Here is a 14,655-nt window from a genome sequence, read left to right as displayed (position 1 = left end):
AAATCCACTAGCGGGGCTAGTGGATTTTTTCCTGCTCCTTTACAATAGAGAAAGAACGGCTGATACTTAAGCTTAACACCGACAGGAGTGAAATATAAATGGCCGGATCATTTCAACGATGGATGCAGTCCCTTCAGTCATTTTTTCTTGGCGAAGATGAAAATGATTATATTGAAAAAAAAATGAAAAACCAAAAAGTGAACCTAATCAGAAGGGCCGCGTGAAACAGCCCCCTTTAACTCCTATAAATATGACAGATAAAAAAATATATCAGGCAGAGCCTGTGGAACCATTTAAACGGGAAAAGAAAAAAGAACAGCGTGTGCTTCATCATTATCCGCAGAAAGGTCAGTTCCGCTTTCCGCTGTCCCTCGATGAAACAGAAGCAGACGTGGAACAGCAGGAGCCGGGAGAACAGGAAGCAAACAGCGCTGCCAGACAGCGCCGGCAGAACATCTATGATATACCTGCTTTTGAACGGAATAAAAAAGACAGGCCGGCGTTTGTTCCAAAAACGGAGAAACGACCATCTCAAAGAACAGAAAAACGCCAGGCAGAACCTTACCAGAAGCCAAAACGTACGGAGAAGCGGATGGACCCGATCCATGAACCGGCTGCTTCCGAAAAGACAGAGTCAGGCTACTTCCAGGGGAGGGATTTTAAAGCACGACACATTCCTTCTCCTGTATTTGGTTATGAGAATTTCCCGCTCCACCGCGACTCGTTAAAGAAAAAACCAGAATACAAACAAACAGATATACCGAAGGCCGATGAACAGAAAAGCCGCGAATATCAACAGGAAGACACGGAAGTACCTCCTTCTTTCGAACAGAAAGAGCTTAAAAAAAAAGCTTATCTTTATCCGGAGGAACAAGAAGAGCAACCTTCAAATCCCCCGCTGGTGAAAAAATAGAGATTCCAAAGCCGAATGAAAAGCGGAAAATAGAAGCACGCCGGGCTCCGGTAATCGAAGTGAAAGACGAAATAAATGAACAGACCGGCAGAAAAGAAGAATCGAAGGTGCGCACTCTTCTCTTTCGAGGAGACTCGTTCCAGGAAAAACCATCAAGCACAGTAACAGAAGCCAGGCGGAAACCGCTTCTGAAGAAACGCAGGAAAAGAATCCTTATAATGTAATGATGCCCGCAAAAAGGCGATTGAACTCTCAGCCGGCCGGCAGAAAAAACAAAGGCGGCTATATTTATCCTTCTCTTTCTTTATTAAACCCGCCGCTTCGTGTCTCAAATGATGATGAGGCATCATTGGCCGCACAGCAGGAGCAGCTTGAAGCAGCCCTTCGCAATTTTAATGTCAAAGCCGTGGTTTCTGAAGTAACGAAAGGCCCTTCCGTTACAAGGTTCGAAGTTCAGCCGGCACCGGGAGTGAAAGTGAATAAAATTACTAATCTGACAGATGACATTAAGCTTGCTATGGCTGCGAAAGATCTTCGGATGGAAGCACCGATTCCAGGGAAAAATGCCATTGGCATCGAAGTGCCTAATGCAGAAAGCCAGCCTGTATTTTTAAGAGAAATTCTGCGTCGGGATGTATTCATCCGCAGTGAGTCTCCGTTGACGGTAGCGCTTGGCCTTGATATTTCCGGTGCTCCGATCACAGCAGATCTGCAGACGATGCCCCACGGGCTGATAGCCGGTGCTACAGGATCCGGAAAAAGTGTCTGTATTAACTCTATATTGATAAGCCTGCTCTATAAAGCTTCCCCGGAGGATTTAAAGCTGATGCTGATCGATCCGAAAATGGTAGAGCTTGCTGCCTATAAAGATATTCCCCATCTTGTGACTCCGGTTATTCATGATGCAAAAGAAGCAACAGCAGGTCTGAAATGGGCGGTTCAGGAAATGGAAGACCGCTACAGAAAACTTGCGCATGAAGGAGTAAGAGACAGCAGAAAATATAACGAAAAAATGCAAAAGCAGGGAAACTATGCGTCGAAAATGCCCTACATTGTCATTGTGATTGATGAATTAGCCGACTTAATGATGGTGTCCCCTCAGGAAGTAGAAGATTCAGTCTGCCGGATTGCCCAGAAAGCAAGGGCATGCGGCATTCATCTGCTGCTTGCGACCCAGCGTCCTTCTGTAGATGTTATTACCGGATTGATTAAATCCAATATCCCTTCCAGAACAGCGTTCGCGGTATCTTCCCAGATTGATTCGCGTACGATTCTTGATATGGGTGGAGCAGAAAGACTGATCGGAAAAGGCGATATGCTGTTTTATCCAAATGGAGCGCCCAAGCCGATTCGGGTTCAGGGTACGTTTGTAACCGATGAAGAAATTGAGGCAGTGACAGATTTCGTAAAAAATCAAAGCAAACCGGATTACTTTATCGAACAGGATGAATTAATAAAGCAGACCGAGGCTGTTGAAGTCCAGGATGACTTATTTGAAGAAGCCTGCGTGTTTGTCAGTGAGCACCGCGGGGCTTCCTCCTCCCTGCTTCAGAGAAAATTTTCCATCGGCTACAACCGGGCAGCCAAGCTGATTGACCTGATGGAAGCAAAAGGATTTGTGTCAGAAGCTATGGGAAGCAAGCCGAGAAAGGTACTTGTGTCGCCCAGAGAACTAGAAGATATGAGCCACTCCTAAGACCTGGCGGGTGCCCTGCATTTCTCCTTTTAAATGCAAAGTCTTGTCAATTACTTTAAGGTTCTATATGATAAGAGATAACAAATGTAACAACCATTTTCCTAAGGCTTCAAACAAATAGGCAGGCCGCTTATGCGGAACTGTTGTCATGCTTTCCAGGCAAGCTGATTTCTTACAACCAGGGAGGGAGCTCTTATGGAACAGATTCAGCTGAACATTCTTTTGGAGTTTGTTTATCCGGAGGTTTTGGCTTTGTTAACAGATTACGAAAAAAATATTTCGATTGTGCTGCAGTACGGATTTGGCAGCGTGAAAGCAGAAGATGCACAGGAAATAGTAGAAGCAGTTATTATGGAACAAGGAAAAACCGCCTTGATTCACTAAATGAATACGATTTAGGCAGGCACCGTTATCTGGAATACTGCCTATCAATCAAATGAAGTCCGCGGCATCATGCGCGGACTTCATTTTAAGATTATCCACTAAATAAAGATACGGCCCCGAAACTATCGTAAAGGCCCAGTATACAAGGAGTCTGTTTATGCCAAAAGAAATAGAATATAAGATGCGTGGAGAGATCAGCCGTTTAACAAATAAGACATTCAAGTTTGATGAGCGGGTGGGAGAAGGCTGGTTTTCTGCTGTTTACTTTTTAAAAACAAGAGAAATTGCCAGAAAGTATAAAACCAAAGATATTGTTACTACGCAGTTTTTTCAAAAAGAAAATGCGGTACTGTGCGGTACGGATGAAGTCATTGCTTTAATTAAAACGTTTGCGGAAGATCCGGAAAGCCTGGAGATTCTGTCTTTAAAAGATGGAGATAAAGTGGCTCCTTATGAAACAGTTCTTTCTGTAACAGGGCCTTATCAGAACTTTGGTTTTCTTGAAGGGGTCATCGATGGTATTTTCGCGAGAAGAACGTCAGTGGCAACAAACGTATATGACGTAGTAAAAGCAGCCCGCCGTTCAGGCATACAAAAGCCTGTTATTTTTATGGGCGACAGAGACGATCACTTTACGCAGCAGGCAGGAGACGGCTACTCAGCGCATATAGGCGGTTCAACGGCTCAGGCTACGCACGCTATGAGCGAATGGTGGGGGAAAAAAGGAATGGGAACGATGCCCCACGCTTTAATTCAGCTGTTCCAGGGGGATATTGTCGAAGCTACGAGAGCTTACCAAGAGACATATCCGGAAGATGAGCTGATGGCGCTGGTTGATTATAATAATGATGTTATTACAGATGCATTAAAAGTGGCCCGTGCCTTTGGTGAAGATTTAAAAGGGTGCGCGTGGACACATCCAACGGTGTAGTAGATCAGTATTTCTGCAGGAATCCGGAAGTGATGGGTGCTTTTGATCCGCGCGGCGTTAATCCGGAGCTTATATTCGCTCTTCGTGAAGCACTTGATGCAGAGGGCTTTCAGCATGTGAAAATTGTAGCCAGCGGCGGTTTTACAGTCGATCGGATCGCGATGTATGAAGACCAGCAGGTTCCGATAGATATGTACGGGGTCGGGGGCAGTCTTCTTAAAATTCATATTGGTTTCACAGGTGATAACGTGCTGCTTAATGGAGAGCATGAAGCAAAATCAGGCAGGAAACACCGGCCGAATCCACGTTTGGAAAAAATTAATTAGAAAAGCAGGGGTGCCTCATGTCAAATGATATTCCTGATTTTCAGGCATACAAAAAACAGCAGCAGGCGGAAGCAGATGAAGAGCTGATTTCTTTATTGAGCCATTTTTCGGAATGGGTGGAGGCCAATACCAACCTTCGGGAAAAAGTGAGGGCTAAACATTTATTTGAAGAATGGACCGGGTGTCCGACCGCTGAGCTCGAACATGGGGAATGGAATATAAATTTTTTGGACTGGATGAAATACGACTATAAAAGCGTCGCGGGTTCCAGGCTGTTTGACCAGTTTATTAAAGCGGAGGCAGCCTCGCTCTCTTCGACCCAGCGCCAGCTGGCTGCGCTGATTATGGTATCAGCCCTTGAACTCTTTTCCATAAATGAACGAAAAGATTCTATTTTAGATGGGCGGTTTTTTCTGGAGAACTCTTCTAAGTCAACCATTCATCTTTTTCCATCCGAAACAGATGATTCCTTCCCATCACCCGTTGTGCTCGTACGAACGATTACATACCGCGGCAAAACGTATTCCCTTCATAGACCGGCGCCGGTTTGCTTAAATGAAAAAGAAGCAGACTATTATTGGAACAGTGAAAAAAATGGCAGACCTTCCCCGGAATACAAGAGACTTTTTGCAAAAGATCATGGTATTATATGGTACAGGCATGTTCTAGGTCATTAGCAGGATTATAAGGACATTTATTGGACGGCAGACACCTATCTGCTATAATGATGAAGTGTTTGCCTGAGACTTGATTTAAAGGTCCCTGCCCTACAGCAGGATGAATACTGGAGGTATTTAACATGAATACGCACCATCTAATTGGAATTAAAGGATCAGGAATGAGTGCCCTGGCACAAATCCTGCATGATATGAAGATACCAGTACAAGGTTCTGATGTAGAAAAGCCATTCTTTACCCAGCTTCCTCTCGAAGAAAGAGGCATTCCCATTTATCCCTTTCAGGAAGAGAACATTAAGGAAGGCCAGGTTCTTATCTCTTCAGCTGCCTACGGGGAAAATCATGAAGAAGTAAAGCGTGCAAAAGAATTGGGTATGACTGTTATGGAATACCCGGTGTTTCTTGGAGAATTTGCAAACCGTTTCACTTCTATTGCCGTAGCCGGCTCCCATGGAAAGACGTCAACGACAGGTCTTTTAGCCCACGTGCTGAGAGCATATAAACCGACTTCCTATCTAATCGGAGATGGCACGGGAAAAGGCGAGGAAAACAGTGCGTTTTTTGCGTTTGAAGCCTGTGAGTATCGTCGTCACTTCCTGGAATATCAGCCGGATTATGCGATTATGACAAACATTGATTTTGATCATCCCGATTACTTTAAAGACGTAGACGATGTAGTCGATGCTTTTCAGGAAATGGCACAGGGCGTGAAAAAAGGCATTGTAGCCTGTGGTGATGATGAGCACCTGCAGAGCCTGCATGCCTCTGTCCCTATTATGTATTACGGCATTGACGGTAAATATGATTTTAATGCGGATAATATTCAGACGAGTGAAGCGGGCACTTCATTTGATGTGCATATTAGAGGAGATCGTTATGGTACGTTCTCCATTCCCGGCTTCGGCCGCCACAATGTGCTCAATGCATTGGGAGTTATTGCCCTCTGTCACTATGAGGAAATGCCGGCAGAAATTATCAAGAAACAGCTGGAGAGCTTCGGCGGCGTGAAACGCCGGTTTTCAGAGAAGAAAGTCGACAATCAAATATTGATCGATGATTATGCCCATCACCCAACAGAAATTAAGGCAACCATTGAATCAGCGCGGCAGAAATACAGCACCAGAGAAGTAATTGCTGTTTTTCAGCCTCATACGTTCTCAAGAACCCAGGCATTTTTGGATGATTTTGCAGAGTGCCTTAAGCAGGCGGACCATGTTTATCTTTGCAGCATATTTGGATCTGCCCGTGAGCAGAATACAGAATTAACGATCGAAGACCTTCAAAGAAAAATTCCAGGAGCCTCTTTGATTTCCGAAGAAGATATGGATCAGCTTACCAAGCACAAAGACGGCGTTATTTTATTCATGGGTGCCGGCGATATTCAAAAATTTCAAAAGGCCTACGAAAATGTAGCGAACGTGCCGGAATAAAGATAAAGCGCCTGTTAAGATGCAGGTGCTTTTTTTTATGAAAGACGGAGGAAAATTCAATAAAAAGACAAAACCTTCTTTTCTTATAAGAAAATTTAGTTAAAATAGAAAAAGAATGATAATATTAATGTTTCACTTTCCAGTAAGAGTGGTATTTAAAATAGGTAAAGAAGGAGGTGCAGTACGTTTATGGAAATCTTACTCTACATAAGCGCATTAATCGTTGCAATAGCGTTTGCTGTGCTTGTTATATTCATTGTCCAGACCCTTAAAGCTGCTTCAAGCACGATGCAGAACGTAGCAGGAACGCTGGACCGTGTAGAGAAACAAGTGGAAGGTATCACAACGGAGTCAGAACATCTTGTACAGAAATCAACATTAATTGTGGATGATGTACAGCAAAAATCCCAATCTTTGAATGGACTGTTTGAGTCATTGAAAGATGTTGGTGATTCAGTGCAATCAATAAATTACACTTTTAAAGAAATGTCTGATACCGTCACGACGCAGTCCAAACAGCAGTCTGATCAGGTAGCCCGCGCAATGCAGTGGGGAAATGCAGCTATTGATTTATACACGAGATGGCAGGCAAGACAGCCGCATCCCGAATCAACAGCTCAAAATACGAATACGACGACTGGGGTGTAATCAAAATGGCAGATACTAATTCCAAAGATTTTTTGATTGGCACGCTGATTGGCGGTATTGCAGGCGCCTGTGCTGCACTGCTGCTTGCTCCTAAGTCTGGAAGCGAGCTTCGTACAGACATTACGGACAGCACTAAATCAGCTACCACCAGAACTTCCGATTTCACAAGCACCGCTTATGATAAAGGATCGCAGTGGGCATCTACAGCTAAAGAAAAATCATCTACTATTGCCAAAAGCGTCAGCGAAAACTCAAATGAATTTTACGACAGAGTAAAGTCAGCTGCATCCGATGCAGCAGGAAACGTGAAAACCGATTCAGAAAAAACAGCGGATGAGCTTGCTGATGAATTAACAGAAGAGCTGGAGCACGCAGACAGCGAGCAGTCTTCAAAAATTAAATCAGAAGTAGAAAAACTTCAATCCGACTTGAATAATAACAAACCTTCAAATTAAAATGAAAAAGCCCGCATCTAAAAATGCGGGCTTTTTAATGGGATTAAACAAAATTTTATAAGAAAATTTATTGAATAAAAGCTTTTAATTCAGCATAAAACGCTTTAACGCTTAAAAGCGTCTAATTAATAAAGAAAAAAAGGCTGACATAGTAATAAACTTCGTTTATAATAGCAGTATAATCATAAAAAGCAGAAAAGACTAGGGAGTGGAGCAGGTTATGAGTAACGAACAGCTGGATGCACTAAGAGACGAGCTAGATAAAGTAAACCTTCAAATTTTGGACTTGATTAATGAAAGAGCTTCTTTGGCTAAAAAAATCGGCCAGGTGAAAGATACAGGAGGCAAAAATAGATTTGATCCGGTAAGAGAAAGAAACATGCTTGATTTAATTGCTGAAAACAATAAAGGACCTTTTGAAACGTCTACAGTTCAGCATTTATTTAAGCAGATCTTCAAAGCGAGCCTGGAAATTCAGGAAGATGACAACCGTAAAGCCCTTCTTGTATCACGCAAAAAGAAACAAGAAGATACTATCGTTGATCTTAAAGGAGAGATGGTAGGAGACGGTAATCAGCGCCTTATCCTTGGTCCATGTTCAGTAGAAAGCTACGAGCAGGTATACGAAGTAGCTAAAGCAATGAAAGAGCAGGGGCTGAAGCTTCTCAGAGGTGGAGCGTTTAAACCGAGAACATCTCCTTATGATTTCCAGGGGCTTGGTAAAGAAGGCCTCGAAATTCTTAAAAGAGTAGCGGATGAACTTGATATGGTCGTTATCAGCGAAATTGTAAGTCCGAAAGATGTAGAAATGGCTACAGAATACATCGATGTTATCCAAATTGGCGCAAGAAACATGCAGAACTTTGAACTTTTAAAAGAAGTTGGTAAAGTAGATAAACCTGTATTATTGAAAAGAGGCCTTTCTGCGACGATTGATGAATTCATTAATGCAGCAGAATATATCAGTTCCGAAGGTAATTCAAACATTATGCTTTGTGAGCGCGGTATCCGTACGTATGAAAAAGCAACGCGTAACACGCTTGATATTTCAGCCGTGCCTATTTTAAAGCAGGAAACTCATCTTCCGGTCCTTGTGGACGTAACACACTCAACAGGCAGAAGAGACCTGCTTCTTCCAACAGCGAAAGCTGCACTTGCTATTGGAGCAGATGCTGTTATGGCGGAAGTACACCCGGATCCTGCCGTAGCGCTTTCCGACTCTGCCCAGCAGATGAACATTCCACAGTTCCAGGATTTCCTGACATCGCTTCGTGACTCAGGACTATACAAATACTAAACGATTCAAACGATAAAAGAGGAGAGTAATCGACCTGGTTCGATTCTCGCCTCTTTTGTTTTTGTTTGGATAAAACGCTTTATTATTTGCTATACACAGGAAAATAGAATAAGATCGTATAGGAAATATTTTATGAAAAAATTAATAAATTTTCATGAAATACACAAGAATAAGGCTTAAAGGAATTGCAGAACCTCCTTAAGTTATAATATGATAGCAATAAATGTATGAAGTAAAGATGGAAAAAAAGGAGGCCTTTCATTGAATACAACTATTTATGATGTGGCAAGAGAAGCGGGAGTATCGATGGCTACGGTGTCCCGTGTAGTAAACGGAAACCCGAATGTAAAGCCGGCAACAAGAAAAAAGGTGCTCGATGCCATTGAACGGCTCGGGTATCGTCCAAATGCTGTCGCAAGAGGACTTGCCAGCAAAAAAACAACCACGGTAGGAGTCATTATCCCGGACATTGCCAATATCTTTTTCGCTGAACTAGCCCGCGGTATTGAAGATATTGCAACTATGTACAAGTACAATATTATTCTGTGCAACTCTGACCAGAATAAGGATAAAGAGATCAGCCTGATTAATACGCTGTTGGAAAAGCAGGTGGATGGGATTTTATTTATGGGCGGTGAAATCACGGAAGAACATGTAACGCAGTTCAAGCGTTCTCCTGTGCCGGTAGTACTGGCTGCCACAGTGGATCAGGACGGCGAACTTCCTTCAGTGAACATTGACTATCAGCAGGCTTCTTTTGATGCAGTGACAGAGCTTATAGAGGCTGGACACAGCCGTGTAGGTATGGTGTCCGGTTCTCTCGAGGATCCGGTGAACGGATTTCAGAAGTTCAGCGGCTACAAAAAGGCATTTACTGAAAAAAACCTCGACTTTGATGATTCTTTAGTAGCGATCGGCGACTATACGTATGATTCCGGTATACAGGCCGCAGATACCCTCATGAAAGTGAGCAATCCGCCGAGTGCTATTTTTGCAGGAACAGATGAGATGGCTTTAGGAGTTATTCACGGCCTTCAGGATCAAGAAAAAAAAAGTGCCGGAAGAGGTAGAAGTAATCGGCTTTGATAATACGCGTCTTGCAACTATGGTGAGACCAACACTGACGACAGTAGTGCAGCCTATGTATGACATTGGTGCGGTATCGATGAGATTGCTGACAAAGTATATGAACAAAGAAGAAGTAGATGAAAAAGTAGTAGTACTTCCGCATAGATTGGAATATAGAAACTCAAGTACGCTGAAATAACAGGACTTAATGGTTTGGTCCGCAGAAAAAGCTGCATCTCTATTCGAGAGACGCAGCTTTTTTTAGATGGGATTTTATTGCGGCTGCGGCGTTCATGATCGCCTGCAGATAGTAGCGGTGCCATATTTTTATTTCTTCGTTTTCTTTTCATTTCGAATATAGTACAGCGATTTTTCCAGTGTTTTTTCATTTTTCCCGGTTATCTCCGCCTGGCGGGGAATGTGCTCATACATGTCTTCCGGATCTGTCCATTTATCGGGAAGCGGGTGCGGCGACTGCTCCTGCCAGGTTTCTATCCACTGAGGAGGGATTGGATGCTTTAAAAGATCCTGACGGTTTATCATTTCCAGCCACAGCATAGACCATGCTCTTGGCACGACTCTCCATATATCATATCCGCCGCCGCCTACGGCAATCCATTTTCCTCCGCAGTACTTATGCGCAAGCTTATGCGCCAGGCGGGGGATCATTTCGAATGTTTTAATAGTGGAGGACAGATGAGTCAAAGGATCGTAGTAATGAGCGTCCGCGCCGTTTTGAGTGAGAATGACGTCAGGTTTAAAAAAAGCAGCAGCTTCTTCTATCGCCGTTTCGTAGCAGGAGATAAACGAATCATCTTCCGTAAAAGCATCCACCGGCACGTTAATAGAAAAACCAAAGCCCTGTCCCTGTCCTTTTTCATTGACGCTCCCAGTGCCTGGGAATAAGTACCGGCCCGTTTCATGAATAGAGAGAGTACAGGCATCCGGCGTGTCATAAAACGCCCACTGCACACCATCACCGTGATGGGCATCGGTATCAATATACAGGACACGGGCTCCGTAATGGCGGCGCATGTATTCAATTGCAATCGCACTGTCGTTATATATGCAAAAGCCCGAAGCGCGGCCGCGGAACCCATGATGCAGCCCGCCGCCAAGATGCAGGGCGTGCTGAGCTTTATTCTGCATAACGGCGTCTACGGCGGTCAGTGTACCGCCTACGAGCAGGGCAGATGCTTCATGCATATTTTTGAAAATAGGTGTATCCTCTGTACCTATCCCGTAGTTGGCAGCAATTCCCTCACTCAATGTACCCTTACCAGCTGCCTGAACAGCTTCGATGTAAGCGTCATCATGAAAAAGGTTAATTTCTTCATCTGTTGCCATACGGGGAGTAAGTATGTCGTCTTCCTGAATAACACCCAGGGAAAGAAGAAGGTCATAGGTTAAACGAAGACGCAGATGGTTAAAAGGATGGTCATCATTAAACTTATACTGCATCTGGTCCTCTGAATAGACGAAAACAGCATCCTTAATCATTACTCTATCCCCGGAAAATGCGGGCGTTTCACATGGTATCCGGCTTCTTCAATCATGTTCATGATCGGACGGGGATCCATCGTCTGAACCCGGAAGGTAAGCACTTTATGCTTGAGGTCTTCGCTGGGATAAACGAGAACGCTCGTTATGTTAATTTTATGCTTTTTAAATAAAGCAGATAGATCAGCCAGATGACCATAAATGTTTGGAACGACTACCTCAATTTGGGAGGAAGGCTGATGAGCCCCGGTAAGCTTCACAATGGTATGAAGGACGTTAGTTTCTGTCAGCATACCGACAAGTTTATCATCGACAGCGACAGGGAGGGCGCTGATATCGTTTTCAAATAATACAACGGCTGCTTCCTCTACAAAATCGAGCGGGTGGGCTGTAATAACAGGGTACTTCATAATATCCGACACAGGACGGTTTAATTCTTCTTTCAGCGCATTCAGCTGAAACACAGATGGACTCGCATCTCTTATGTCACGGTCGGAAACGATACCTACAATCAGCATATCCTCATCAACAACAGGAATATGGCGGATACGGTGTTTCTGCAGCAGGTCCATTGCCTCCTGAATGGTAGTATCCTTGTTTATTTTTATCATGTCTGTTTTCATAATTTCTTCAACGAGCATATTTATGTCCTCCTTTTTGCAGTTAGTACATGAAGCGGTTAGTGAACCGGATAGCATCGAATTTCTGCATGGAAGATTGGGAAACTCTTTTGCCGACACGTACCATCAGGCAGTTGGCGGGGTGGGAGCTGATTTCCGGATCGTCTGTTGCCATCCATTCGAGACCGCCGGCATTCATCATTTTTTCCATTACTTTTCGATATTCCCAAATGCTCAGGCCGCTTCCTTTTAAATCCCAGTGCCAGTAATATTCTGTTGTGATAATAATAAAGTCCTCCACCGCATCATCAAGCATGGAGAAAGTAAGCAGATTGGAGCCTAGTTTAGCTCCCCGATAATCTTTGGCTACTTCGATCGCACCAAGTTCAAGGAGTTCTTCCATTTCAGCTTCCGACCAACGTTCCAGAGGATCTGGATACACAAACGTGACGTAACCGACTATTGTGTTGTCGTCCACTACAACGTTAATACGGCCTTCCGGAAGGTCAGCAATACTAATAAGCGCTTTCTTTTGTTCAGATGGAGAACGGAAAGCGACCAGTCCTTCGTGCAGTTCGTACTCATGAATTTTTTTTCCGGATATAGGACCTTCAATAAGCAGTGTTCTGCCGTTGAATTCCAGTTCCTTCGAATAGTATTTCTTCTTATGGTTCATCCAAGTACCACCTTTTAGCATATAATGAACTAATGATAGAATTACTTTTATTATACAACACCTGAAAAAAATATTGGGGATTTAAGGGAATTTCTTCGGTAGAATCCCTACAGTAACTAATAGTCAGCGTCAGAAGGCCTAAATTTGCCGGATTATAAATTGAAGAAATATTCATATTATATTATAATGTGTAATAGAACACATATCATTTAGCAGAAGGGGTCGATCATTAATGCAACTGAAAGCGCTTCCTCCAAGAGACGGAGATCACAATTTAAAAAATTATGAAGATACAGCGAAGACATTTAAATGGGAGGATATTGAGAAAGAATTTTCCTGGTATGAGACAGGTAAAATAAATCTGGCTCATGAAGCGATTGACCGGTACGCGGATATGCCCGAAAAGAAAAATCAAATAGCACTGTATTACAGCGACGCTGAACGAAATGAAGAATATACGTTTGAGCAGATGAAAAAGCATACAAATAAAGCTGCAAATATGTTAAAAGAAGCAGGAATCGAAAAAGGAGACCGCTTATTTATTTTCATGCCAAGGTCCCCCGAGCTGTACTTTGCTATTCTAGGTGCTATTAAGGCAGGAGCAATTGTAGGGCCGTTATTTGAAGCCTTTATGGAAGGCGCAGTCAGAGACCGTCTGGAAGACAGCAGTGCAAAGGGTCTTCTTACAACGCCTACTTTATTGGAAAGAGTGCCTGTCGATGATCTTCCTGCACTGGATACGGTATTTATTTACGGAGAAGATGTAAAAGAAGAAGGTCCGTACATGGACTTTAATTCAAGAATGAGTGCTGCCAGCGACGAATTCGAGCCGGAATGGATGGATAAAGAAGACGGAATGATTCTTCATTATACTTCCGGGTCTACAGGTAAGCCAAAAGGTGTACTTCATGTCCATAATGCTATGCTGCAGCATTACCAGACAGCCAAATGGGTGCTTGATTTAAAAGACGACGATGTATACTGGTGCACAGCCGACCCAGGCTGGGTTACAGGAACATCCTACGGCATTTTCGGCCCATGGCTTGCCGGAGCTACGAATGTAGTGAGAGGAGGCCGTTTCAGCCCTCAGGACTGGTACCAGACACTGCAGGATTACAAAGTAACAGTATGGTACAGTGCTCCAACAGCCTTTAGAATGCTGATGAGCGCCGGGGATGAAGTAGTAAAAAAATATGATCTTTCCAAATTAAGACATATTCTAAGCGTAGGCGAACCTCTTAATCCCGAAGTGGTAAGATGGGGCGAAGAAGTATTCAATCTTCGTATACATGATACGTGGTGGATGACTGAAACAGGGGCGCAGATGATCTGTAATTTCCCATCAATGGAAATAAAGCCCGGTTCTATGGGCAAGCCGATTCCAGGCGTGAAAGCTGCGATTGTGAACGATCAGGGCGAAGAGCTCCCGGCAAACCGAATGGGTAACCTGGCTATAGAAAGCGGATGGCCTTCCATGATGAGAACGATTTGGAACAATGAAGAGAAGTTTAACAGCTATTTCGAGGTGGCAGGCTGGTACATTTCCGGTGACTCCGCGTATATGGATGAAGACGGCTACTTCTGGTTCCAGGGAAGAATTGATGACGTAATTATGACGTCCGGCGAACGTGTTGGGCCGTTTGAAGTAGAAAGCAAACTGGTTGAACATCCTGCTGTTGCTGAAGCCGGAGTAATAGGTAAACCGGATCCTGTCAGAGGTGAAATTATTAAAGCATTTGTTGCGCTTCGCGACGGTTATGAAGTAACTGATGAGCTGAAAGAAGAGATCAGAGTCTTCGTTAAAGAAGGACTGGCAGCTCATGCGGCTCCGCGTGAAATTGAGTTCAGAGACAAACTTCCTAAGACAAGAAGCGGAAAGATCATGAGACGTGTGCTTAAAGCATGGGAGCTTGATCTTCCTACAGGTGATCTATCTACAATGGAAGAATAATATACGCTAAAAACCCTCATTCCTGAAAAGGAAATGAGGGTTTTTAGCGTATCAAAAAGAAGCTGTGGAAAGCACCGATGTAA

Annotated in this window: 12 protein-coding genes and 3 pseudogenes; 12 read left to right on the top strand and 3 right to left on the bottom strand. The window is 43.7% G+C overall.

Annotated features, from left to right (window positions below):
• Positions 1-98 precede the first annotated feature (98 nt).
• The 11 genes and pseudogenes from MMY81_RS33390 to ccpA all read left to right on the top strand — a co-directional run bounded on the left by MMY81_RS33390 (position 99) and on the right by ccpA (position 10,024).
• Positions 99-224, top strand: coding sequence for a hypothetical protein (locus tag MMY81_RS33390; protein ID WP_256497918.1), 126 nt, complete (start codon positions 99-101; stop codon positions 222-224).
• The gene (locus MMY81_RS15345) at positions 221-913 is read left to right on the top strand and encodes a hypothetical protein (protein ID WP_252313569.1); all 693 of its coding nucleotides are present in this window, start codon (positions 221-223) and stop codon (positions 911-913) included. Before MMY81_RS33390 ends, MMY81_RS15345 begins: the two co-directional genes overlap by 4 nt.
• 166 nt (positions 914-1,079) lie before the next feature.
• A pseudogene (locus MMY81_RS15340) lies at positions 1,080-2,609 on the top strand (DNA translocase FtsK); the annotation flags it as partial.
• Between the two features lie 195 nt (positions 2,610-2,804).
• Positions 2,805-2,993: a hypothetical protein gene (locus tag MMY81_RS15335; protein WP_120194355.1), complete on the top strand. Its 189-nt coding sequence runs from the start codon at positions 2,805-2,807 to the stop codon at positions 2,991-2,993.
• Between the two features lie 157 nt (positions 2,994-3,150).
• Positions 3,151-4,250: pseudogene (locus tag MMY81_RS15330) on the top strand (nicotinate phosphoribosyltransferase).
• A gap of 17 nt (positions 4,251-4,267) precedes the next feature.
• Positions 4,268-4,927, top strand: a complete 660-nt coding sequence (locus tag MMY81_RS15325; protein WP_252313568.1) for a hypothetical protein — start codon at positions 4,268-4,270, stop codon at positions 4,925-4,927.
• A gap of 122 nt (positions 4,928-5,049) precedes the next feature.
• Positions 5,050-6,357, top strand: coding sequence for a UDP-N-acetylmuramate--L-alanine ligase (murC, locus tag MMY81_RS15320; RefSeq protein ID WP_252313567.1), 1,308 nt, complete (start codon positions 5,050-5,052; stop codon positions 6,355-6,357).
• Between the two features lie 189 nt (positions 6,358-6,546).
• Positions 6,547-7,005 carry a DUF948 domain-containing protein gene (locus MMY81_RS15315; protein WP_252313566.1) on the top strand — a complete coding sequence of 153 codons (459 nt, stop codon included), beginning with the start codon at positions 6,547-6,549 and terminating at the stop codon, positions 7,003-7,005.
• 5 nt (positions 7,006-7,010) lie between these two features.
• Positions 7,011-7,460 carry a YtxH domain-containing protein gene (locus tag MMY81_RS15310; protein ID WP_252313565.1) on the top strand — a complete coding sequence of 150 codons (450 nt, stop codon included), beginning with the start codon at positions 7,011-7,013 and terminating at the stop codon, positions 7,458-7,460.
• A 220-nt stretch (positions 7,461-7,680) separates the two neighbouring features.
• Complete coding sequence (locus MMY81_RS15305) at positions 7,681-8,757, top strand: bifunctional 3-deoxy-7-phosphoheptulonate synthase/chorismate mutase (protein WP_252313564.1); 1,077 nt, start codon at positions 7,681-7,683, stop codon at positions 8,755-8,757.
• A gap of 261 nt (positions 8,758-9,018) precedes the next feature.
• Positions 9,019-10,024: pseudogene (gene ccpA, locus MMY81_RS15300) on the top strand (catabolite control protein A).
• A 128-nt stretch (positions 10,025-10,152) separates the two neighbouring features.
• Here the strand turns inward: ccpA and MMY81_RS15295 are convergent.
• Genes MMY81_RS15295 through MMY81_RS15285 form a run of 3 tightly spaced genes read right to left on the bottom strand, consistent with a single transcriptional unit; the run spans position 10,153 to position 12,621 of the window.
• A complete protein-coding gene (locus MMY81_RS15295; protein ID WP_252313563.1) occupies positions 10,153-11,325 on the bottom strand; it encodes an acetoin utilization protein AcuC in 1,173 nt (390 codons plus the stop codon).
• On the bottom strand, positions 11,325-11,966 hold the full coding sequence (locus MMY81_RS15290) for an acetoin utilization AcuB family protein (RefSeq protein WP_252313562.1): 642 nt from the start codon (positions 11,964-11,966) through the stop codon (positions 11,325-11,327). The genes MMY81_RS15295 and MMY81_RS15290 overlap by 1 nt, the downstream gene beginning before the upstream one ends.
• 22 nt (positions 11,967-11,988) lie before the next feature.
• Positions 11,989-12,621, bottom strand: coding sequence for a GNAT family N-acetyltransferase (locus MMY81_RS15285; RefSeq protein ID WP_252313561.1), 633 nt, complete (start codon positions 12,619-12,621; stop codon positions 11,989-11,991).
• A 232-nt stretch (positions 12,622-12,853) separates the two neighbouring features.
• Here MMY81_RS15285 and acsA point away from each other — a divergent pair, with 232 nt between their 5' ends.
• A complete protein-coding gene (gene acsA / locus MMY81_RS15280; RefSeq protein ID WP_252313560.1) occupies positions 12,854-14,572 on the top strand; it encodes an acetate--CoA ligase in 1,719 nt (572 codons plus the stop codon).
• Positions 14,573-14,655 lie beyond the last annotated feature (83 nt).

The sequence above is a fragment of the Sinobaca sp. H24 genome (assembly GCF_023845525.1).
This window is presented reverse-complemented; position numbering and strand designations above follow the sequence as displayed.

Coding starts and splice junctions, on each gene's coding strand:
- MMY81_RS15295 (WP_252313563.1), bottom strand. CDS start 11,325: ATGATTAAGGATGCTGTTTTCGTCTATTCAGAGGACCAGATGCAGTAT.
- murC (WP_252313567.1), top strand. CDS start 5,050: ATGAATACGCACCATCTAATTGGAATTAAAGGATCAGGAATGAGTGCC.
- MMY81_RS15310 (WP_252313565.1), top strand. CDS start 7,011: ATGGCAGATACTAATTCCAAAGATTTTTTGATTGGCACGCTGATTGGC.
- MMY81_RS15335 (WP_120194355.1), top strand. CDS start 2,805: ATGGAACAGATTCAGCTGAACATTCTTTTGGAGTTTGTTTATCCGGAG.
- MMY81_RS15290 (WP_252313562.1), bottom strand. CDS start 11,966: ATGCTCGTTGAAGAAATTATGAAAACAGACATGATAAAAATAAACAAG.
- MMY81_RS15325 (WP_252313568.1), top strand. CDS start 4,268: ATGTCAAATGATATTCCTGATTTTCAGGCATACAAAAAACAGCAGCAG.
- acsA (WP_252313560.1), top strand. CDS start 12,854: ATGCAACTGAAAGCGCTTCCTCCAAGAGACGGAGATCACAATTTAAAA.
- MMY81_RS33390 (WP_256497918.1), top strand. CDS start 99: ATGGCCGGATCATTTCAACGATGGATGCAGTCCCTTCAGTCATTTTTT.
- MMY81_RS15285 (WP_252313561.1), bottom strand. CDS start 12,621: ATGAACCATAAGAAGAAATACTATTCGAAGGAACTGGAATTCAACGGC.
- MMY81_RS15315 (WP_252313566.1), top strand. CDS start 6,547: ATGGAAATCTTACTCTACATAAGCGCATTAATCGTTGCAATAGCGTTT.
- MMY81_RS15305 (WP_252313564.1), top strand. CDS start 7,681: ATGAGTAACGAACAGCTGGATGCACTAAGAGACGAGCTAGATAAAGTA.